This window comes from Myxococcus sp. SDU36 (genome assembly GCF_030168875.1).
GTDB classification, from domain to species: Bacteria; Myxococcota; Myxococcia; order Myxococcales; family Myxococcaceae; genus Myxococcus; species Myxococcus vastator.
Genome location: NZ_CP077414.1, coordinates 2605342 through 2625939 on the forward strand (window position 1 = coordinate 2605342; position 20598 = coordinate 2625939).

Consider the following 20598-nt stretch of genomic DNA (forward strand, 5'->3'; position numbering starts at 1 on the left):
GCTACTCGTAACGAAGGGCTTCCACGGGGTCCAGGTTCGCCGCGCGCGCCGCCGGCCAGATGCCGAACAGCAGGCCCACCAGCGCGGCGAAGCCCACCCCCGCCACCACGGTCATCGGCTGCACGTCCGCTGCCAGCGGCGTGATGAGCGACACCACCTTGGCCGTGCCCAACCCCACGGTCGTCCCCAGCAGGCCACCCACCGCGGACACGCTCGACGCCTCCATCAGGAACTGGAAGACAATGGTCCGCTTCCGGGCGCCCAGCGCGCGTCGCACGCCAATCTCCCGCGTCCGCTCGCGTACCGACACCAGCATGATGTTCATGATGCCAATGCCGCCCACCAGCAGCGTGATGAGGCCCACGCCCACGGCGACGCCGTAGAGCGCGCCCGTGAGCTGCTCATACGTCTGCGCCATGGCCTCCGGCCGGTTGATGGAGAAGTCATCCTCCGCGCCCGGCGGCGTGGAGCGCACACGCCGGAGGATGCCGGTGAGCTGGTCCTCCGCGGACCGTATCCGCGAGGCATCCTCCACCGCCATGGCAATCTCGAAGCCGCGGCCCTTGCCGAAGCTCGAATAGAACGTCTTGAAGGGGATGAAGACGAGCAGGTCCATGCTCTCGCCCACCATCTTCCCCTTGCGGCTGAGCGTGCCCACCACCTGGAAGCTGCGGTTGTCGATGCGAATCGACTGCCCCACCGGACTGACGCCCGGGAAGAGCCCGTCCACCACGTCCGCGCCCACCACCGCCACCGGCCGCGTCGTCGCGTCGTCCGCCTCGGTGAGGAAGCGCCCGCCGGTGATTTCGTAGCCGGAGATGTTGAGGTACTCGTGCGTCACGCCCTGGATGCGCACGGTGGACAGCTGCTCGCCGCCGTGCGCCACGTCCGACAGGCGTGACACCGACGGGGACATGGCCGTCACGAAAGGCGCCAGCGTGCGCAGCCGGTGCAGCTGATCCAGGGTGAAGTTCTTCCGGTTGCGGTACTTCCACCAGTCGCCCTTGATCATCCAGGGGAACTTGGACACGTACATCGTGTTCGCCCCGAAGGTGGCCAGCTGCTGGTGGAACGACGTGTTGAGCCCCTGGATGATGCCGACGATGGCCAGCAGCGTGGCCACGCCGATGCCAATGCCCAGCGTGGTCAGCACCGTGCGCAGGCGGTTCGCCTTCAGGGAGAAGACCGCGATGCGTGCGCCTTCCAGCACATCCACGCGGAAGGCGGACGGCTGGCTCATGCCCCCCCCGTGTTCAGCACGTCCGTCGCCGTCCCCATGGCCACCGTGCGGCCGTCACCGTCGGCGACAATCTCTCCGTCGCTCAGGCGGATGGCCCGGGGGCAGCGCGCCGCCAGCTTGGGCTCGTGCGTGACGAGCACCAGCGTGTGACCCGCCTGGTGGAGCTGCTCGAACAGCCGGACGATCTCCTCACCCGTGGCCGAGTCCAGGTTGCCCGTGGGCTCGTCTGCCAGCAGCATGGAGGGCTCGGACACCAGCGCGCGGGCAATGGCCACGCGCTGGCGCTGACCACCGGACAGCTCATTGGGCCGGTGGTGCATGCGGTGGGTGAGCTGCACCTTGTCCAGCGCCGCCTTGGCCCGCTCGCGCCGCTCCCGCGTGCCGAGGCCCCGGTACACCAGCGGCAGCTCCACGTTGGCCAGGGCCGTCTCCCTGGGCAGCAGCTGGAAGGTCTGGAAGATGAAGCCAATCTCCACGTTGCGGATGACGGCGAGCTCGTCGTCGCTCATGCGCGACACGTCGTTGCCGTTCAGCATGTACCGGCCGCTGCTGGGCGTATCCAGGCAGCCGAGCACGTTCATCATCGTGCTCTTGCCAGAGCCTGACTGGCCAATGATGGCCACCCACTCTCCCCGGTTGATGCCAAAGGAGACGCCGCGCAGCGCGCGCACCTCTTCCCCGCCCACGTGGAAGACGCGGGTGATGTTCTCCACCTGGATGAGCGGTCCCGCGCCGCTGGCCTCACTCACGACTTCCGACCGCCCTTCATTCCCGCGCCCGGCTCGGGCTCGCGCACGATGTCGCCGTCGTTCAGCTCCTTCGACAGCGTCCGGTACGGACCTTCAATCACCCGGTCGCCCTCATTGAGCCCGGTGACGATCTCCAGCTCCGTGTCGGAGGCGATGCCCGTCTGCACGCGGCGCACCTGCGCCTTGTTGCTGCTGTCCACCACGAACACGACCTTGGCCAGGGACTCCGTCCGCTTCGCAGTCAGCCCGCCCCCTTCAATGGGCGCCTTGTAGTCCGGCAGCGAGCGCTCCGAGCGCACCGTCACCGCCTGGATGGGCACCAGCACCACGTCATTGTGCGTCTCCGCGGAGATGCGCACCTCGGAGCTCATGCCGGGCAGCACGCCAGGCGGACGGGTGTCCAGCGCGACGGTGATGGGGAAGCTCGTCACCTCGGCCTCGGTGCCCTCGTTCTTGATGAGCGCCTTCTGGGCAATCTCCACCACGGCGCCCGAGTACGTCTGGCCCTCCAGCGCGTCCAAGGTAATCTCCGCGATCTGGCCCGGCTTGAGGTGCACCACCTCGTGCTCGCCCACCTCGAACTTCACCTCCATGGCGCTGAGCGCGGCGATGGTCATCACCACGTCCTCGGACAGGTCCGAGCCGCGCACGCGCTCACCCACCTCGCGCGACAGTTCAATGACGTTGCCGTCGATGGGCGACACCAGCGTCGTGCGCGTGAGGTCCGTCTGCGCCTGGTCCACGATGGCCATGTTGCGCGCCTGCATCTGCTTGGCGGACATGAGCCGCGCATCGGCCGTGTTCTTCGTGGCCCGCGCCGTGTCCACCTCGGCGGTGGACGTCAGGCCCTTCTTCGCCAGGTCCTCCACGCGCGCGAGCTCCAGCTGCGCGCGGCCCACCTCCACCTCCGCCACCTGCACGTCGGCGCGCGACGCGTTCAGCGACGCCAGGGCCTGCTTGTGCGCGGCCTGATAGAGGCGCGGATCGATGCGGCCCAGCACCTGGCCCTTCGTCACCGGCTCGCCGTCCTTCACCGCCAGCTCCACCAGGTCACCGGAGAGGCTGGATGAAATCTTCACCGTCGTGGCCGCCTGCACCTTGCCCGCGCCGGTGATGGTGCGGGTGATGGTGCCCTTGCGGGCCTTCGACAGTTGGACTTCGAGCGACGGCGGAGGACGGTCCTTCAACCCACCCGCCGTGATGGCCGCGGCCCCCAGGAACAACGCGCCAGCAATGGCACCCTTCCACCACTTCATTTCGACTCTCCCGGGCTCAGGGCGCCCATGGCCCGCAGCAACGAATAGCGGGCGATTTCGACATCAATCCTGTTTTCCAACAAGGCGAGCTCAGCGCGCGTCAGGCTCAGCTGCGCGTCGCGGACCTCCAGGGTGGAGCCCGCGCCAGCGGTGAAGCGCTCCTCCTGCATCTTGAGGCCCAGGGCAGCCGCTTCGACGTTCTGCGCGGCCAGGCGAGCGGCCTCCAGCTGGGCCTCCAGCGTGCGGTGCGCGGCGCGCACCTCCCCTTCGATTTCCCGCGCCGTCTGCTCCAGCGTCAGCTGCGCCTTGCGGATGTCCGCCTCGGCGCGACGGGAGCGCGCCCCCGTGGACAGCCCGGTGAACAAATCCCAGCTCAACCCGACGGCGGCCGAGAAGCGGTTCTGCAGGCGCGGCTCGGTGAAGACCAGCGAGGCATCCGGCCCCCCGCGGTTGTAGAGGCCCTGGGCCACCAGGCGGGGCAGATACTCCGAGCGGGCAATGGACTGCTGCAGCTCCGCGGCGCGGATGCGCAGCTCCAACGTCTTGAGCAGCGGCCGGTACGCGCGCGCCGACGAAAGCGCTTCGTTGACGGACGGCGCGGGCGGCGGCTCGGTCGTGAGCACGCCCGGATCGGAGGCCGTCAGCGCCTCGGTGCCAGGCCGGGCCAGCCACACGGCGAGCTGGGACTGGTCGTTGACCAGCTGCCCGAGCAGCGCGGTGTAGTTGATGCGGTCGGTCCCCAGGTTCACCGTGGCGGTGATCTCCTCGTTCTTGCCCGTGCGGCCCGCCAGGAAGAGGGCCCGCGCCTGCTCCACCTGCTGCTCGCTGCGCTCAACCGTGGCCTTCAGCACCTGGAGCGTGGCCTGGGTGCGGTAGAGGGTGAAGAAGCGGCGGATGGCCTCCAGTTCGGAGGTGTCCGCCTCTTCCCGCGCCTGCCCCTTCTGCGCGTCACGCACCACGCCGCTCTGCTCCAGCTGCTTCCAGCGGGCGCGGTCGTAGATGACCTGCGTGAGCGACATGCCCAGGTCGTAGTTCTGCGTGCTGGTGGTGGGCGTCTCCACCGCGTTGCGGATGAAGCCTCCCGGGTTGGCCGGGTCCGGAACGGTGATGAACTCCTGCCGGCGGCCGAACCAGATCTTCCCCGCCGACGCATCGAGCGAGAGCTGCGGCAGCAGCACGGAGCGCGACAGGTTCACATCCTCGTCCGCGATGGCCACGTCCAGCAGGGCCTGGATGGCGGCGACGTTCTGCCGTCCCTCCGCGCGGGCCTGGTCCAGGGTGATGGGTGTACCGGAGTCCGAGGGAGCGGCGGCCAGGGCGACCGCGAGCACGAAGGCGTTCATTGCGCACCTGCCTGGGCGGGAAGGCCGATGAGGAAGATTCCCGCGTACATGGCATACAGCGCCACCGCCAGCAGCAACGCGCGCCCACGGCTCATCCCGGTGGCGGCGGAGAAGCCCAGCCCCAGCAGGCCCGTGCTCCAGAAGTTGAAGAAGTCCACGGTGGACGCCACGCGCTGCATCTTCGGACTCAGGCCTTGCAACACGGCTCCCAGATTCGACGGTACGAGGTTCATCACCCTCGCCACGGTAATGGAATGCTGCGCCGCGACACAGAGGGTCAGGATGAGGTGGTAGAGCGCGATGGGCAGCAGCGCCAGCACGGCCGCGGACAGCAACTGTTCGAAGGACGCGGGCCGGTCGAAGAGCCAGCTGGCCACCCACAGGATGCAGGCCAGGAGCAGCGCCATCAGCGGCATGAGGATGACGCCCTTGGCGATGCCGCCCACCAGCGCCTTGCGCGACTCCGTTTGGATCTTGTCCGTGAGGTCCGCCTCGGACAGCCCCATCAGCTCCCCCGAACCCTGGAGCTGGCGGATGACGTCAGGCGAGGCGTCCCAACGGAGGGAAAAGAGCGTCCCGGAAGCGGACACGCACAGGGCCAGGATGAGGAGAGGCCACACCCAGCGGCGCGCCTCGACGGCGGCACGGGTCCCATCGAGGGGATCGACAAAGACGCGGGCCGGTTGAGCAAGAGAAGTCATATGGTGGTGGAGGTCTCGGAGCGAGGTACGTCGCTCGTCCTCAGGCAATTGCCTGGCCAGCCGAAGAAAGGCGCCGAACAGGCAGGCAGCCAGCCAAATTCCGCTGGCGGACGCTTTCTACTCCAGTGCTTCAAGGCACATGTAGCGGCCTGTAGCGGAAATTTTGCCGGACACCCCAAGAGGGTGTATTCCGCTCGTCTGGCCGCTTGCCGGAGTTCGAATGGTCGATAGCACGGACCTCGCGCAGGTCCTCCACGAAGCGAATGACATCGCACAGAGCGTGGTGCAGAGGGTCACCTCCGCCCACGTGCTCCTGGCGCTCTTCACGGTGGAGAACCGTGCGCAGCTGCTGCTCAAGGAGCGAGGCGTGGACGAGGACGCCATCCTCCAACTGCTGACGGCCGCTCCCGCGGAGCCGGACGGCCTGCTGCGCGAGCTGCGCGAGAAGACCCGGGAGATCGCCACCAATGTGGGCTCCCAGGAGGCGGACTGCCTCCACCTGCTCATCGCCGTGGCCCGGGTGCGCTGCGCCGCCCAGGAGCTGCTGCAGCAGGCCGGGCTGGACCTGGGCGGCCTCATGCGCATGGCGATGTCCTACTTCACCAGCGGCCACATGCCGCGCCGCCTCCAGCTGGGCCGCTCACAGAGCGTGGGCCCCCGGCCAGCGAGCCGGCCCCTGGGCGCGCCGCCGTCTCCCCTTCCGGCCTCCGCCGTCACGCTGAGCCTGCCGCGCTCCCGGCCCGGCGCGCCGCCGTCGCTCCCGTCCTTCACCGCGCCGCCGCCACCGCGCTACAGCACACCCGCGCTGTCGCCGCGCGACCTCATCGACGTGGACGAGGAGCCGGAAGTGCCTGCGCCGCCGCCCGCGCCCGTGGCGCGCGCCGCGCCGTCCCCTGCCCCGACTCCCACTGCGGCGCCCGCGGCCCGGCCGGCGCAGCCCGCCTCCGCGTCGCCCGTGCTGGACGCCAAGGCCTACCCCCTGCTCACCTCGCTGGGCCGCAACCTGAGTCAGGCCGCCCACGAGGGCCGCCTGGACCCGGTGGTGGGCCGCGCGCGCGAGGTCGAGGAGGTCATCGACATCCTGGGCAAGCGGCGCACCAACAACCCCTGCCTGCTGGGCGAGCCCGGCGTGGGCAAGACGGCGGTGGTGGAAGGCGTGGCGCAGCGGATGCTCGAGCTGCGTGGCTCGCTGTCGGAGAAGGTGCTGGTGGAGCTGGACATGGCCACGCTGGTGGCCGGCACGCAGCTGCGCGGCTCGTTCTCCGAGAAGCTCAACGCGCTGAAGGAAGAGGTCCGCCGCGCCGAGGGCCGCGTGGTGGTCTTCATCGACGAAATCCACACGCTGGTGGGCGCGGGCTCCACGGGTGACGGTCCGCAGGACGCGGCCAACGAGCTGAAGACGGCCATGGCGCGCGGCGAGTTCCCCTGCATCGGCGCCACCACGCACGACGAATACCGCAAGTTCATCAGCACCGACCCGGCCCTGGAGCGCCGCTTCACCGCCGTGGTGGTCAACGAGCCCTCCGTGCCGGAGACGATGGAGATCCTCCGCGGCATCATCGGCCGCTATGAGGAGCACCACGGGCTGCGCTACACGCCCGAGGCGCTGGAGGCCGCGGCTTCCCTGGCCAGCCGCTACGTGACGGACCGCTTCATGCCGGACAAGGCCATCTCCGTGGTGGACCTGGCGGGCAGCCGCTGCCACCGCGAGGGCCGCGACGTGGTGGAGCCCTCCGACGTGGCGCGCGTGGTGGCCAAGCTCGCGGGCGTCCCCGAGGAGCGCCTCTTGATGAACGACTCGTCACGGCTGCTCCGGCTGGAGCAGGACCTGGCGGAGCGTGTCATCGGGCACTCGGAGGCAGTCACCCGCATCGCCCGGGTCATCCGCCGCAACTACGCGGGCTTCGCGTCGCGCCGCCCCATGGGCAGCTTCCTCTTCCTGGGCCCCACGGGCGTGGGCAAGACGGAGATGGCCCGCGCGCTGGCGGACGTGCTGTTCGGCAACCGGGACGCGCTGGTGCGCCTGGACATGAGCGAGATGTCCGAGCAGCACGGCGTCTCGCGCCTCATCGGCTCGCCCGCCGGCTACGTGGGCTTCGGTGAGGGCGGACAGCTCACGGAGCCCGTGCGCCGCCGGCCCTCGTCGGTGGTGGTGCTGGACGAAATCGAGAAGGCGCACCGCGAGGTGCAGATGCTCCTCCTCCAGGTTCTGGAGGAGGGCCGCCTGACGGATGGCAAGGGGCGCCACATCGACTTCTCCAACACCGTCATCGTCATGACGACGAACCTGGGCGCGGAGGCCTTCTCCCGCACGGGCCGCCCGGTGGGCTTCGGCGCGGACGCCGCGGGCCCCGGGGACGCCATGGACACGGCGTCCTCGGTGGCGCGCAAGGCGCTGCCGCCAGAGCTGTGGAACCGCATTGATGAACGCCTCCCCTTCCGTCCCCTGGCGGAGGTGGAGGTGGCGCGCATCGCCACGCTGCTGCTGGAGGAGAGCAGCAAGCGCCTGGCCACCGAGCGCGGCATCGAATACGTGGCGGGCGACGACGTGGTGGGCCACCTGCTGAAGTCCGGCGGCTTCGACCCGCAGCTCGGCGCGCGCCCCATGCGGCAGATGGTGCAGCGGCTGGTGGAGGGCCCCCTGGCGGAGCGCATCCTGTCGGGTGAGTTCGGCACGGGCGACCGCGTGCGCATCGCGGTGAACTCCGGGCAGCTTCAGTTCCAGCGCGAGCGATGAGCCCCGGGCCCCGCCGACGCGCAGGGCCTTCGAAGCGGCGCCCACCCGTCGTGATTGTCGGGATGGGCCGCCTGGGTGGCGCGCTCGGGCTGGCGCTCCAGGCGAAGCGCTGGCCCGTCCGCATCCACTCCCGCACGGGTGAAGGCCGCCAGCGCGCGGAAGCGCTCGGCTTGAAGACGGCCGCTCCCTCGGACTTGAAGCGGGCCCGCGTCATCCTCTTGTGCGTTCCGGACGCGGCGGTCCCCTCCGTCGCCCAGACGCTGTCCGCCACCCTCCCCCGCACGGCCGCGCTGGTGCATACGGCGGGCGCGCTCTCGCTCGCTGCGCTGGGCACGGCCAAGGGGCGGAGCCGCGGCTCGTTCCATCCGCTCTGCGCCGTGTCCTCGCCGCGTGACGCGCTGGCGGGCAGCACCGTGGCGGTGAGCACCCCGTCACGCGCGCTGCGGGACGTGCTGCGCCGCATGGCGGTGGACGCGGGGCTCCGCGTCATCGAGGTGCCAGAAGCCCACCGCGCGGCCTACCACGCGGGCGCGGTGCTGAGCGCCGGGGGCCTGGTGTCGCTGGCGGATGCGGCGGTGGCGGCGCTGGGTGCCGCGGGAATCCCTCCCGCGGACGCACTGGCGGCGCTGCTGCCGCTGATGCACTCGGCGCTGAAGGGACTGGAGACCCGGGGCCTCGCGGGGGGCCTCACCGGCCCTATCGTCCGCGGAGACTCCGGCGTGGTGGCGGCGCACCTGGAGGCGCTCCCTCCGGACGTCGCCCCCCTCTACCGGCTGCTGTCGCGGCGCGCGCTGGGGCTGGCCGGAGACCGGCTGCAGCCCACGTCGCGCGCCGCGTTGGAGCGGCTGCTCAAGCCGTCAGGATGATGGAACCCTGCAGGGCCTTGCGCACCACGGCCAGGGCCTGCTCGGACGCGGCCTCCGCCTCGGTGAGCCGGCGCAGGGACAGCTCGCCGCCCTGGACTTGCGTCACGGAGCGCTTCAGGTCGGCGAGCAACGTCAGCGCGGCCTGCAGCATCTCCTTGCCCTGCGGCGACTCGGTGGCGGGCTTGCCGGCGGCCTTCGCCACGTACTCCGTGAAGCGCTGGAGCGTCTCCGCCGTCTTCGCGGGGTCGAACTGCTCCAGCAGCGGCTGGATGCGCGAGGCGTTGATGCGGATGAGGCGCAGCGCGCCCACGCGGCCGAAGCCCGGGTGCACCAGGCCGATGTCACTCATCTCGAACGCGCCCAGCAGGCCCTCATCGGGAGCCTTGTGCGCGTGCGGCACCAGGTCCACGAAGAGCGGCAGCGGGTCCGCGCCCTGGCGGAACATCTCCAGCTCCTCTTCGTCCAGCGGCGGGAAGCTGGCCGGGTTGCCGATGAACAGCAGCGGCAGCACCAGGTCGTGCCAGAAGTCCTCGGGCGCCGAGCCCGTCCCACCGACGGTGCCGAACAGGTGCGCCATCAGCTCCGCCAGACGCGGCGCGCGCTCGGCCTGGTCGATGAGCGACTTGGTGGTGTCCAGGCGCTGCAGGGACTGGACAATCTGCCCCTCGAACTGCTGGCGCGCCTCGGGGGGCAGCGGCGGCTGGGTGCGGCCCAGCGCGTTGCGCACGTCCCGAGCGAGCCCGTCCGGCTTCGTCTCCAGGGCCGTGGCGGCCTTCTTCGGGTCCAGGACGACGAACTGGAGGAACCCGGGGTCGAACAGGCGCTGGTAGTCCACCGGCGTCATCTTGGGCGCCTGGCCCCCCAGGACCTGCGCCGGGTTGCCGCCCAAGCGGGCCTGCCCCAGCGAACGGCGGATGTCCGCGGCCAGGTCCTCCAGCCGGGCCAACTTGCCCTGCCCCAGCGAGTCCATCACCGCGCCGAACGGCGACAGCATGATGATGGCATCCGGGAAGCCCAGCGTGGCGCCCTCCGGCGAGTCCCGGTTGGGGAACCAGAAGGCCTGGTGCTCCTGGATGAGCCGCAGGGCGAACGCCCCCGCCAGGCCCAGCGCGAGCGTCTGATGCTCCGGCTTGTTCACCTCGAACTGGCCGCCCGTCAGCTGCGCGATGGCGGGTTCAACCTCCGCCCAGGGCGCCTTGAGCAGGTCGACCGGCTTGCCGGTGGCCTGCTCCAGCGCAGCGGCGACCTGCATCTGGGCATTGTGAACGTGCTGCGGAACGGGATGCGCCTGGGTGGCGGGCTCGGACATGGCGGAATCCAGACTCGGAAATAGGGAGGCGACGGGGCCATCCCTTACCGTGAAAATCGCGGTCGTGGCTACGATTTGTGGCCTGTAGGATGGCCCGCATGCCCGCTTCCCGCTGGTGGCTTCGCTGGGCTGTCCTCGCCACCTGTCTCCTGCTGACAAACGGCGGGTGTGCCTTCGTCACACCCCGTTTCCCCCAGAACATCCAGGCCTCGTTCGCTCGGGACGAGATGCGCAAGCTCACGACGGAGTCCCTGGAGCTCTACTACCCCGCCCAGCTCCGGGGCGCGGCCCTGCGCATGGCGTCGCGGCTGGAGGGCTGCGTGGCCCGCCTCCACGAGCAGACGTGGCGGAAGAAGAAGCGGGACCGGGTGCTCGTCTACCTGACGAGCTCCAACTTCAACAACGCCTACGTGGTCCCCGACTACGCCAGCACGCCTCAGCAGATGGTGATGCCGTCCCACCTGACGCTGGAGCTGTTCCACCTGTTCAACCTGGGCGAGGTGGACGTCGGCGACGTGGCCTGCCACGAGGCCGTCCACTACGTGCAGCTCCAGCAGACGGACGGCGTGTGGGGCTTCCTCAACCTCGTCACGGGCGGCCTGTTCCAGCCCAACTCCTATACGGAGTCGTGGTTCCTGGAAGGACTGGCCACCTACTACGAAGGCCAGTTCGACAAGGACGCGGGACGGCCGCACAGCCCCATCTGGCGCGGCTGGTACGACTCCGTGGTGCAGGCCACCGGGGGACGGCTGAACCCCGGCTACCTGTCCCCCGAGCAGCGCGCGCTGGACCCGTTCGGCGGCAACTACATCACCGGAATGCACTTCGTGGAGTACCTCGCGGCGCGCTACGGGGAGGCGAAGCTTTGGAAGCTGGTGGACGAGCAGGGCGGCTCCCTGGTGCCACCGCTGGCGGTGACGCTGCGCTTCAAGCGCGTGTACGGGCGGGACATCGGCTCGCTGTTCGCGGAGTACACGCAGTCGCTGCGGGAGGACCTGCGGGTGCGCGAGCGGCCCTCGACGCAGCGGACGTGGGTGTCCGACGCGGGCTACTTCTCCCGGCTGGCCTCGCACGCGGCCAGTGGCGTCACCGCGACGGTGGGCGTGGGCCGGGAGCGCTACACGCGGTTGACGGTGTTGGAGCCGGACGGCCGCGTGCGCTTCGAGCGTCCGTTGGTGGAGCTGCTGCCCGGGCGCCGCTGGGTGCTGGGCTCCGCGACGCTGGTGAGCGGCATGTCGTTCAGCCGCGATGGCGCGTGGCTGTACCTGGTGATGGCCGACCTGAACACGGAAGGGGGCTACACGGCGAAGCTGTGGAAGGTGGATGCGCGCACCGGTGACGTCGTTCGGCTCTGGGACGACGTGATGGGGATGGGCGGCGGCATCACCCCGGATGAGACGGCCTACGTCTACGTCCGCGTCGACGGGGATTCGGCCAACGTGGCGCGGCTGGATTTGGAGACGGGCACCCGGACGGCCCTCACCGACTTCAGCGCCAGCACTTCCGTGGGGCCGCCCGCGGTCGCTCCGGATGGTGAGCGGGTCGTCTTCCCCGTCTCCGGGGACTCGGGTTGGGACCTGGTGCTGCGGGAAGCGGACGGACGCCTTCGGTGGCTGACGCGCGATGGGCGCTTCAACTACTCGCCCAGGTGGCTGGATGATGAACGCCTCGTGTTCCTCCGGGAGCACGAGGGACGGCTGCAGGCCCACGTCCTCACGGTGACGACGCGAGAGGTGGTTCGCATCACGGACGCGCCCCACCTGGTGATGGACGTCCATCCCGTGGGGACCGGGGAGGTGGTGTTCCTCAACCGGGATGGGCTGAACTTCACCATCGACCGCGCCCCACTGGTGCCCATTGCGCCAGTGGAGGCTGACGCTGGAACAGCGCGCGTGGAGGTAGAGGGGCACGCGGTGCTGGCGCAGGCACCCCACCCTTCGGCGACATCTCCCGAGGCCGAGGCCGAACCCGGAGCGCCCCGGCTCCCCGACATGCACACGGAGCCTCCGTCGTCGGAGTCGGATCAGACGGCCACGGCCGTGCCTGCCGAGTCCGAGTTCGCCGCGTTCCCTGCTCCCGAGGACAGCGCACCGCCGTCCCCATCCCCCGCGGCCGAAGACGCGCCCACCGCACCCACGGGCCTCGACGGCCCTGTCGAGGCCCCGCCGGCCCCGGGCACGGAACTTCAAATCCTCTCGGACGAGCCCTACTCACCGCTGGAGCGCTTCTTCATCCCCGAGCTCCGCGTGCCCTATCTGCTCGCGGGGACCGACCCCGACAACACGGACGACACGTACGCGATGGGCGGGCTGGCCCTGGCGGGGCAGGACCGGCTCGGCTTCCACGCGTACTCGCTGCTGCTCTCCTTCGACTCGCGAGAAGACGCCCCCAGCCTCTCGCTGGCCTACGGCAACGCGCAGCTCGCGCCCTGGTACGTCCAGGTGTCGGGCGCGTACATCCGACAGAATCAGCGCACGGACCTCCAGGCCACGGCCTTCGCGTCGCGCGCGTTCTGGACCACGCCGGTGACGTTCGGCGTGCTGGCGCTGCGCCGCGAGTACGACGCCACGGACCGCTTCCCAGGCCTGCTGACGCGCATCATCGGCCCAGAGGTCTCCATGTCGTACTTCGCGGGCGACTCCACGTCCTACGGCAGCACGCAGCGAGGTCTGGGCATGACGCTGGCCGCGGGCGTGTATCCCGGTGCATTCCTCCGGGAGTCCACGATGGGCGACGTCCGGCTGGGCGTCGACGGCTTCACGGGCGGCCTGCCCTTCACGGGGCGCGACAACCTCCGGCTCACCGCGGTGGCCCGGTTCCTCCCCGGAGCGCCGTCCGGGCTCCTTCAGGTCGGCGGATTGAGGGCAGGACAAATCTGGTACACCAACCGCGACAGCCAGCAGACCGCGTCCCTGCCCCTGCAACTGCAGCCGGGCATCGCCTTCAGCGAGTACCTCCGCGGCTACGAGGACCTGGAGATTCGCGCCCGCAACGCGCTCATCGGCTCCGCGACGTACCAATACCGTGTCCCCATCGACTACGGCTGGGCGTCCACGCTGTGGCTCTTCCCGTCCCTCTTCGTGCGCGACGTCGGCTTCGAGGCCTTCGGCTCGCTGGCCCGCACCGACAACCGCGCCAACCACGCGGCCGTGGGGGCCTCGACGCACCTGAACCTCACCTTCGGCCAGGCCGTGCCGGTGTCCCTCTTCTACCAGTACGCCTACCGGTTCGAGCAGGGCCTGGACCACCTGCACCTCATCGGCTTCGGCCTGTGACGGACGGCGGCGCTACGGCGTCCGCGTCAGGCCATAGAGGCCGTGCTCGCGCGCATAGGCAATGGCGCGCGCGGGCACCAGGTCCGACGGGGCCTCGCCGCGCGCGAGCAGGTCGCGAATCAGCGACGACGACACCTCCGCCAGCGGCGGCCCCAGCGTGTTCGGCGCCGGGTAGCCCGCGCGGTTGAGAACCATCACCCGCGACAGCTCCTCGATGCGGTGGAAGTCCTTCCAATGCGGAAGGTCGCGCAGGATGTCGCTGCCGATGATGATGGACCAGCGGATGTCCGGATGCCGCGCCACCAGCAGGGTCAGCGTGTCCACGGTGCGGCCGGAGAGGCCCGGCTCCTGCTCAATCCGGCTCGTCTTCAGCCAGCCGGACGTCTCCGCGCACAGCGCCTCGCACATGGCGACGCGATGCTCGAAGGGCTCCATCTGCTTGCCGAACGGGTGCTGCCAGGACGGCATCAGCCACACTTCGTCCACGGCCTGGGTGGCATGGACGTAGGTGGCGGCCATGAGGTGCCCCACATGGGGCGGATTGAACGAGCCTCCGAGGAGCGCGACCTGCACGGCGGGCCTCACGTCACTTGAGGGACAACTTCGGAGCCTTCTTCTCCAGAACGATGACCTGGGGCTCCAATATCGAGTGCCCGTCCAGGCGGAACGCGGAGAAGCGCAGGTTCCGGTCCACCTTCTCCAGCAGCGCGCACGTCTGCTCGGCGGCGCCCACCAGCCGTCCCGGCGTCAGGAAGTAGCGCGGGCCAATCTGCACCACCTTGGGGTCCGGCTCCTTGCCGTGGACGAAGAGCAGCGCGTTGAGCAGGTCATCCCGCGTCAGGTCGTTCTTGTCGTGCACCACGCAGCACAGCGTGTCCCCCATCAGGTCCATGACCTTGTTGTTGATGGAGGGGTCTCTGTACTGGAGCGACTCGCGCTCGGGCACGCGGATGAAGCGCTCCATGACGAGCCGACGGTCGTCCTCCGAGGCCACGTCCGCCGGAGCCTCCGCGCGCGACGGCGTGCGAGGCAGCGCGTCCTGGCTGCCCAGCCAGTTCGTCACGTCCGCCAGGAAGTCCGCGTCCGAGTACTCACGCCCGCCCCGGCTCTTCTGCCGCCGCCACAGCACCCACTCATCCAGGTCCGTGTAGCGCGCGCCCGCGAAGAGAAAACGCCGCGCCCCCTTGGAGCGCAGCAGCTCGTAGGCCGCGTCGAAGGCTTCGAGGTCCCCATGGCTGTCAGAGAAGACGCCGATCACGCCTCAAGCGTATAGCAGGTAGGACGTCCTGTGACGTGCGAACGTTTCCGTCTGAGCGGAGAACCCCTCCAGCAACCGCTCCAGCGGCCACCCCGCCTCGATGCCTCGGCGCACCTGGTCCGTCCCGCAGAGCAGGTCGAAGGCGGGCACGTCCTCGACGAACTCGTAGGCATCCGCGCGCCAGCCGAACGAGCCCGGGCCAATGTCATGCAGCGCCTGGAAGATGGCGACGCCGGTGCGCAGGGGTTGGAAGGCCTGCCGGTCCGTCACGTGGATGAAGGCGCCGTTGCAGGACTGGCCCGTGTACTTGTCGAACGTCGGCGTGAAGCCCACGGCCCGGAAGGCGACCCCGGGCAGGTCCTCCTTCGCCAGCCGCGCCAGCAACTGGTCCGTGTCCACCCACGGCGCGCCGAACTGCTCGAAGGGACGGCAGGTGCCACGCCCCTCCGAGACGTTGGTGCCCTCGCCCAGGCACATGCCCGGGTACACCAGCGCGGTGTCGGCGGTGGGCATGTTCGGCGACGGCGAGAGGAAGGGCAGCCCCGTCTCCGACCAGAACTGGCCGCGGTGCCAGCCCTCGCACGGCACCACCGTCAGGTCGCAGCCGAAGCCCTCCTGGGCGTTGAAGAGGCGGGCCAGCTCCCCCGCCGTCATGCCGTGGCGGTTGGGCAGCGGGTACAGGCCCACGAAGGAGCGGAAGCCCTCCCCCACCAGGTTGCCTTCCATCGCCACGCCGTTGAGCGGGTTCGGCCGGTCCAGCACGTAGAAGGGCACGCGGGCCTTCGCCGCGGCCTTCATGGCCAGCGCCATGGTGTAGACGTAGGTGTAGTAGCGGCTGCCCACGTCCTGGATGTCGAAGACGAGCGCGTCCAGCCCCTGGAGCGACGCCTGCCGGGGCGACAGCGACTCGAAGGTGGCGCCGTAGAGGCTGTACACCGGCACGCCGGTGCGGCGGTCCTTCGCCTCGTCCACGGCGACCATGTACTGCGCCTCACCGCGGATGCCGTGCTCCGGACCGAAGAGCGCCGCCAGCGTGACGCCGTCCGCGCCCGACAGCAGGTCCGCCAGGTGGCGGAAGCGAGCATCCACGCTGGTGGGGTTCACGATGGCGCCCACGCGCTTGCCCTTCAACGCGGAGAAGCCCTGCTCCACCCACACGTCCAGTCCCGTCTTCACCTTCGTCACGGCCGTCCCTTCCTCAGCCAGCCCCGAGGGCCGGCGCATCAACGCCCCTTGAAGCCCTTGAGCGCGCTTTGCGCGGCCTGCTTCGAGTCGCACTTGGACAAGCCGAACAGGCCCGTCCGCGACCCGTCATCGGGACCGCCGTCGGACTGCAGGTCCTCCAGCGCGCTCACCGCCCGCTTCAACTGGAGCCGGCCCACCGTGGACGCGGCATCCGAGCGCACGTCGCACCGCGCATGCGACAGCATCTCGATGAGGCGGTCCTCCGCGGCGCGGCTGCCGGCCTTCACGGCCGTGGAGTAGACCTTCAGCGCGTCATCGGGCTTGCCCGTCGCTTCCGTCAAGCGACCCAGCAGGAAGTTGCGCCGCCCGGAGTCCTCCTCCTTCATGATGAGGGTCCGGACGTCCTTGGCCAGCGCGGTCCGCTCCTCCTCCGGCGCCCGCTCCACCGCCTTGATGGCGCGCACCGTCTCGTCGCCGCTGAACGCCAGCATCGCCACGCCCGCGAGCACGACGGCCGCGCCCACGCCCACCAGCGCGCGGTGCTTCAAGACCTGCGGCGGAAGCGCCGCCATGCCGCGCGAGAAGAGCGAACCGCTCACCGTGCGCGCCTGCCGTCCCAGCTCCGCGGCCTGATGCCCCAGCACCGTGGCCCCCGCGGCCGCGCGCTGACTGATGACCGCGGCGCCCGCCGCGGCACGCTGGCCCAGCACTGACAAATCCACCTGCGCCCCCGGCGACGAAGCCTCCGCCACGCGGGACAGGGCCAGGTTCCCGAAGGGCGGCGCTGATTCGGCGCCTGGCTCCTCGGCGATGGCGCTGGCGGAGGGGGCCTCCACGCGGTACGGCGCCCGGGGCACGTGGAAGACGCGAATCTTCCCCGGGATGCCCTTCAGCTCGAAGGCGCCCACTTCCTTCGAAGGCACCTCCGCCTTGTTCATGGACAGGTAGACGGCCTCGGTGAAGTACACCTCGCCCGCCTCGGCGATGCCCTCCACCCGGGCGGCGATGTTGACGGGCTCGCCGAAGATGTCGTTCCCGTCCAGCCGCACCTCGCCCACGTTGATGGCCACGCGGACGTGAAGCTGCTCCGGCACCTCCACCGTCCGGTTGTGGTGCCACAGCCGGTCCTGGATGGCGATGCCGCTGAGCACCGCCTGGGTGGGCGATTCGAACGTGACGAGGTACGCGTCACCGATGGACTTCACGATGCGCCCGCCAAACGCCTTGAACAGCGGCGCCAGCAGGGCCTCGTGGACCTGGAGCAGGCGCTGGTTCTCCTCCAGCGTCTGCCGGCTGGTCCGCTCGGTGAAGCCCTTGATGTCGGTGAAGACGATGGCGAGGTTGGCGGTCTTCAAAGCCCGCGCAGTGTATGCGCCACCGTCGAGGGCGCAATCGCAACCGCGTACCGCATGACTGCTCGCTGTCAGCGACGAGATGGTTTGAGGTCGCGCATTCGCCGCTTCGGAGGGGCTCCCAGCGACGCGCGGACCCGCTCCGCGAGCTGGGGTCGCCCCGTGCGCGCGTAGAAGTCGGCGAGCCGCCGGAGGACCAGCGGACTGGCCGGCTGGAAGCCTCGCGCCGCCAGCAGCTCCTTCTCCGCGTCCAGCAAGCGCTCCTGCTTCTCCAGCACCTCCGCCAGTTGGAGGCGCACCTGCACCCACTCCGGCTTCAGCCGAGACAGGTAACGCAGGTGCAACTCCGACTTGAGCAAATCTCCCAGGTCCCTCCAGAGCGTCCCGAGCCGGAAGCGGGCTTCCTCATAGGACGCGCGCAGTTGGACGGCCCGCTCGTACGCCTGGACGGCCTGCCGACGGTCATCCCGCTCTTCCCACAACAATCCCCGCAGGTACCAGCCGCGGGGATTATTGGGAGCCTGCTGGAGCGCGGCGTTCAGGTGGGACTCCGCCTGCTCCAGCGCGCCGCCCGTCTTCAACAGGAGCCGGGCCAGCTCCAACCGGGGCAGCTCCCACGCGGGTTGGGCCCGGACCAGGTCCTCCAGCGCCGCCATGGCGCCCGCATCATTCCCATCCGCTTCCAGGGCCAGGGCCTCCGGGAGCGAAGCCACCGTCCGTGACGAGGCCGGTGTCAGGGCGGAAGGCTCCGCTGCGTCAGTCGCGCCCGCCAGCAAAGCCATCAGAATGACCCACCTCATGTGCGGCTGATAGCAGAGCCGACCCGGGCGCCTCAATAGATCCTCTTGACGGCCAAACGGCCGCGCATGAAACCCATGACCGTGCAGATATCGCAAAGAACGCTGGAAGACCTGGGCTTCGCGGATGTGCTCCGCGCGTTGGCGCAACGCTGCAGGACGGAGCCAGGCAGGGAGCGGGTGCTCGCCCGGCCCTTCCTGGACACCCCCGAGGCCGTGGCGGAGGCCCTCGCGCTCGTCACGGAGACGCGCGCGTTGTCCCAGGAGCAGTTCTCCCTCCCCCTGGGTGGCGTGACGGACCTGCGCACGCCCATTGGCCATGCGGCCAAGGGCGGCATGCTGGAGCCCCGCCAGCTCATCGACTCGGCGCAGCTCCTGTTCGCCTTCGTCCGCACCCGCGAGGCGCTGGACGAGCGTAAAGCCCGCGTCCCCCGGCTGGTGGAGATTGCCCGCCGGATGCCCTCGCTGGAGCCGCTGGCCCGCCGCATCGACCAGTGTTTCGAACCGGACGGTGAGATCTCCGACCGCGCCAGCCCGGAGCTGCGCGAGGCCCGGGACCGGGCACGCGGCCTCCACCGCCGCATCAAGTCGCGGCTCGACGAGCTGCTCCACGACGAGGCCTTCCTCCCCAAGCTGCGCGAGAACTACTACACGCTCCGCAACGGACGTTACGTGGTGCCGGTGGTGGCCAACTACCGCTCGGAGGTGGACGGCATCGTCCACAACGCCAGCCAGACGGGCCAGACGCTCTTCATGGAGCCCCAGGCCATGGTGGGGCTGGGCAACGACCTCGCCATCGCCCAGTCGGAGGTGACCGAGGAGGAGCGCAAGGTGCTCCAGGCCCTGAGCGACCAGCTCGGCCGGGAGTCGGAGCGCATCCTGGAGGGCCTGGACGCCGTGGCGGAGCTGGACGAGGCCGAAGGCGTGGCCCTCCTCGCCGCGGACCTGGCAGCCAGCACGCCGACCTTCGAGAACGTCACCGACATGCAGCTGCGGCAGTTGCGCCACCCGCGCCTGGTGCTCAAGGGCGCAGAGGTGGTGGCCAACGACGTGACGCTCACGGGCGACGCGAAGGCCCTGGTCGTCTCCGGCCCCAACGCGGGCGGCAAGACGGTGACGCTGACAGGCGTGGGCCTCTGCGCGCTGATGCTCCGCGCCGGCCTGCCGATTCCGGTGGCCGAAGGCTCCCGGATGCCGCTGTACCGCTCCGTCCACTCCACCGTGGGTGACGCGCAGAACCTGGAGCAGGGCCTGTCCACGTTCAGCGCGCACGTGGTGATGCTGCGCGACATCATCGGCGCCGTGGGCGAGGGCTCGCTGGTCCTCATCGACGAAATCGCCGCGGACACCGACCCCCGCGAGGGCGCGGCCATCGCCATCGCCGTGCTGGAGGAGCTGATGTCCAAGGGCGTGGTGGTGCTCGTCACCACGCACCTGGAGGAGCTCAAGGCGCTGGCGCACATGGACCCGCGCTTCCTCAACGCGCGCGTGGGCTTCGACTCGAAGCGCATGGCCCCCACCTACCGGCTCCAGATGGGCGCCGCGGGCCAGTCGTCGGCCATCGAGATGGCGGCGCGCGTGGGCCTGCCCCTGCGCGTGTGCGAGCGCGCCCGGGAGCTGTCCGTCAACGCGGGCGGTCCGCTCACCAAGGCGCTGGCGGCGGCCGAGGAGGAGCGGCGCAAGCTCCACGAGGAGCTGGAGCGCGCCCGCGTGGCGGCCCAGGAGGCCGAGGCGCTCCGGGCCGACCTGGAGAAGCAGAAGCAGACCTTCGAGCGCGAGCGCCGCGCCCGGATGATGCAGTTCAACGACGACGTGCACGCGGCCAGCGAGCACGCGGCGGCGGAGGTGCAGAAGCTGCTGACGAAGCTGCGCTCCGAGCAGAACGAGAAGGCCCTCTCCGAGGCCCGGCAGCAGCTCCAGCAGCGCGCGGACGAAGCGCAGAAGCGCGCCCTGGCCGCCAAGGCGGAGCTGTTCCAGGTGGAGGCCCCCGGCCCGGCCAACCTGAAGGTGGGCGCCTGGGTGCACCACTCGGGGCTGAGCCGCGATGTGGAAATCCTGGAGCTGGCGGACAGCCACGCGGTGGTGTCCGCGGGTGGCGCGCTGAAGATGCGCGTGCCCACCACGGAGCTGTCAGGCGCGCGCACGCGCAAGCCGCAGCAGGCGAAGTTCCCGGAGCGTCAGAAACAGGACTCGGCGCTCAAGCGCGCGGCCTCCGCGGCGCCCGCCGAGGTGGAAGCCACGAACTTCCGCTGCGACGTGCGGGGCATGCGCGCGGACGACGCGCTGGCGGAGCTGGAGTCCTTCCTGGACCGGGGCATGCGCAGCGGCGAAGAAGCCGCGCTCGTCATCCACGGCCATGGCACGGGGGCGCTCAAGCAGGCCATCCGTGACTACCTGTCCGCGTCGCCGTACATCCGCATGTACCGGCCGGGGGAGGGCCACGAAGGCGGGGACGGGGTGACCGTGATCGCCCTTCGCGCCTGAGCGCACCCGCGATACGGACTGAATCGAAGCGATGCCCTGGTAGCGC

General features: G+C 70.2%; 15 protein-coding genes. 4 read left to right on the forward strand and 11 right to left on the reverse strand.

The window, feature by feature from the left end:
• Nucleotide 1 precedes the first annotated feature (1 nt).
• From KGD87_RS10075 to KGD87_RS10095, 5 genes are read right to left on the reverse strand one after another with little or no spacing between them, the layout of a single operon-like run.
• Nucleotides 2-1240, reverse strand: a complete 1239-nt coding sequence (locus KGD87_RS10075) for an ABC transporter permease (RefSeq protein WP_284667245.1) — start codon at nt 1238-1240, stop codon at nt 2-4.
• Nucleotides 1237-1989, reverse strand: coding sequence for an ABC transporter ATP-binding protein (locus tag KGD87_RS10080; protein ID WP_284667246.1), 753 nt, complete (start codon nt 1987-1989; stop codon nt 1237-1239). The genes KGD87_RS10075 and KGD87_RS10080 overlap by 4 nt, the downstream gene beginning before the upstream one ends.
• Nucleotides 1986-3245, reverse strand: a complete 1260-nt coding sequence (locus KGD87_RS10085; RefSeq protein ID WP_284667247.1) for an efflux RND transporter periplasmic adaptor subunit — start codon at nt 3243-3245, stop codon at nt 1986-1988. Before KGD87_RS10085 ends, KGD87_RS10080 begins: the two co-directional genes overlap by 4 nt.
• Nucleotides 3242-4588 (reverse strand): TolC family protein, encoded by a 1347-nt coding sequence (locus tag KGD87_RS10090; protein WP_284667248.1) that lies wholly within the window; start codon nt 4586-4588, stop codon nt 3242-3244. Before KGD87_RS10090 ends, KGD87_RS10085 begins: the two co-directional genes overlap by 4 nt.
• Entirely contained in the window at nt 4585-5289 is a 705-nt protein-coding gene (locus KGD87_RS10095) for a YIP1 family protein (protein WP_502888014.1), read from the reverse strand. The genes KGD87_RS10090 and KGD87_RS10095 overlap by 4 nt, the downstream gene beginning before the upstream one ends.
• A gap of 220 nt (nt 5290-5509) precedes the next feature.
• On the opposite strand from KGD87_RS10095, the gene KGD87_RS10100 reads away from it, so the two are divergent.
• The gene (locus KGD87_RS10100; RefSeq protein WP_284667250.1) at nt 5510-8026 is read left to right on the forward strand and encodes an AAA family ATPase; all 2517 of its coding nucleotides are present in this window, start codon (nt 5510-5512) and stop codon (nt 8024-8026) included.
• On the forward strand, nt 8023-8892 hold the full coding sequence (locus KGD87_RS10105; protein ID WP_284667251.1) for a Rossmann-like and DUF2520 domain-containing protein: 870 nt from the start codon (nt 8023-8025) through the stop codon (nt 8890-8892). The genes KGD87_RS10100 and KGD87_RS10105 overlap by 4 nt, the downstream gene beginning before the upstream one ends.
• Here the strand turns inward: KGD87_RS10105 and KGD87_RS10110 are convergent.
• Nucleotides 8876-10201, reverse strand: coding sequence for a hypothetical protein (locus KGD87_RS10110; RefSeq protein WP_284667252.1), 1326 nt, complete (start codon nt 10199-10201; stop codon nt 8876-8878). The two genes, KGD87_RS10105 and KGD87_RS10110, sit on opposite strands and share 17 nt — an antisense overlap.
• A 98-nt stretch (nt 10202-10299) precedes the next feature.
• Here KGD87_RS10110 and KGD87_RS10115 point away from each other — a divergent pair, with 98 nt between their 5' ends.
• Nucleotides 10300-13476: a hypothetical protein gene (locus KGD87_RS10115; RefSeq protein ID WP_502888015.1), complete on the forward strand. Its 3177-nt coding sequence runs from the start codon at nt 10300-10302 to the stop codon at nt 13474-13476.
• Between the two features lie 12 nt (nt 13477-13488).
• Here the strand turns inward: KGD87_RS10115 and nadD are convergent, their stop codons facing one another.
• The 5 genes from nadD to KGD87_RS10140 all read right to left on the reverse strand — a co-directional run bounded on the left by nadD (nt 13489) and on the right by KGD87_RS10140 (nt 18071).
• Complete coding sequence (gene nadD, locus KGD87_RS10120) at nt 13489-14061, reverse strand: nicotinate (nicotinamide) nucleotide adenylyltransferase (protein WP_284667254.1); 573 nt, start codon at nt 14059-14061, stop codon at nt 13489-13491.
• A 1-nt stretch (nt 14062) separates the two neighbouring features.
• Complete coding sequence (locus KGD87_RS10125; RefSeq protein ID WP_284667255.1) at nt 14063-14734, reverse strand: hypothetical protein; 672 nt, start codon at nt 14732-14734, stop codon at nt 14063-14065.
• Nucleotides 14735-14737: 3 nt separating this feature from the next.
• Nucleotides 14738-15958, reverse strand: coding sequence for an exo-beta-N-acetylmuramidase NamZ family protein (locus KGD87_RS10130; RefSeq protein ID WP_284667256.1), 1221 nt, complete (start codon nt 15956-15958; stop codon nt 14738-14740).
• Nucleotides 15958-17274: an adenylate/guanylate cyclase domain-containing protein gene (locus KGD87_RS10135; RefSeq protein WP_284667257.1), complete on the reverse strand. Its 1317-nt coding sequence runs from the start codon at nt 17272-17274 to the stop codon at nt 15958-15960. Before KGD87_RS10135 ends, KGD87_RS10130 begins: the two co-directional genes overlap by 1 nt.
• Nucleotides 17275-17342: 68 nt before the next feature.
• On the reverse strand, nt 17343-18071 hold the full coding sequence (locus KGD87_RS10140; protein ID WP_284667258.1) for a tetratricopeptide repeat protein: 729 nt from the start codon (nt 18069-18071) through the stop codon (nt 17343-17345).
• 75 nt (nt 18072-18146) lie between these two features.
• On the opposite strand from KGD87_RS10140, the gene KGD87_RS10145 reads away from it, so the two are divergent.
• Entirely contained in the window at nt 18147-20552 is a 2406-nt protein-coding gene (locus tag KGD87_RS10145) for an endonuclease MutS2 (RefSeq protein ID WP_284668611.1), read from the forward strand.
• Nucleotides 20553-20598 lie beyond the last annotated feature (46 nt).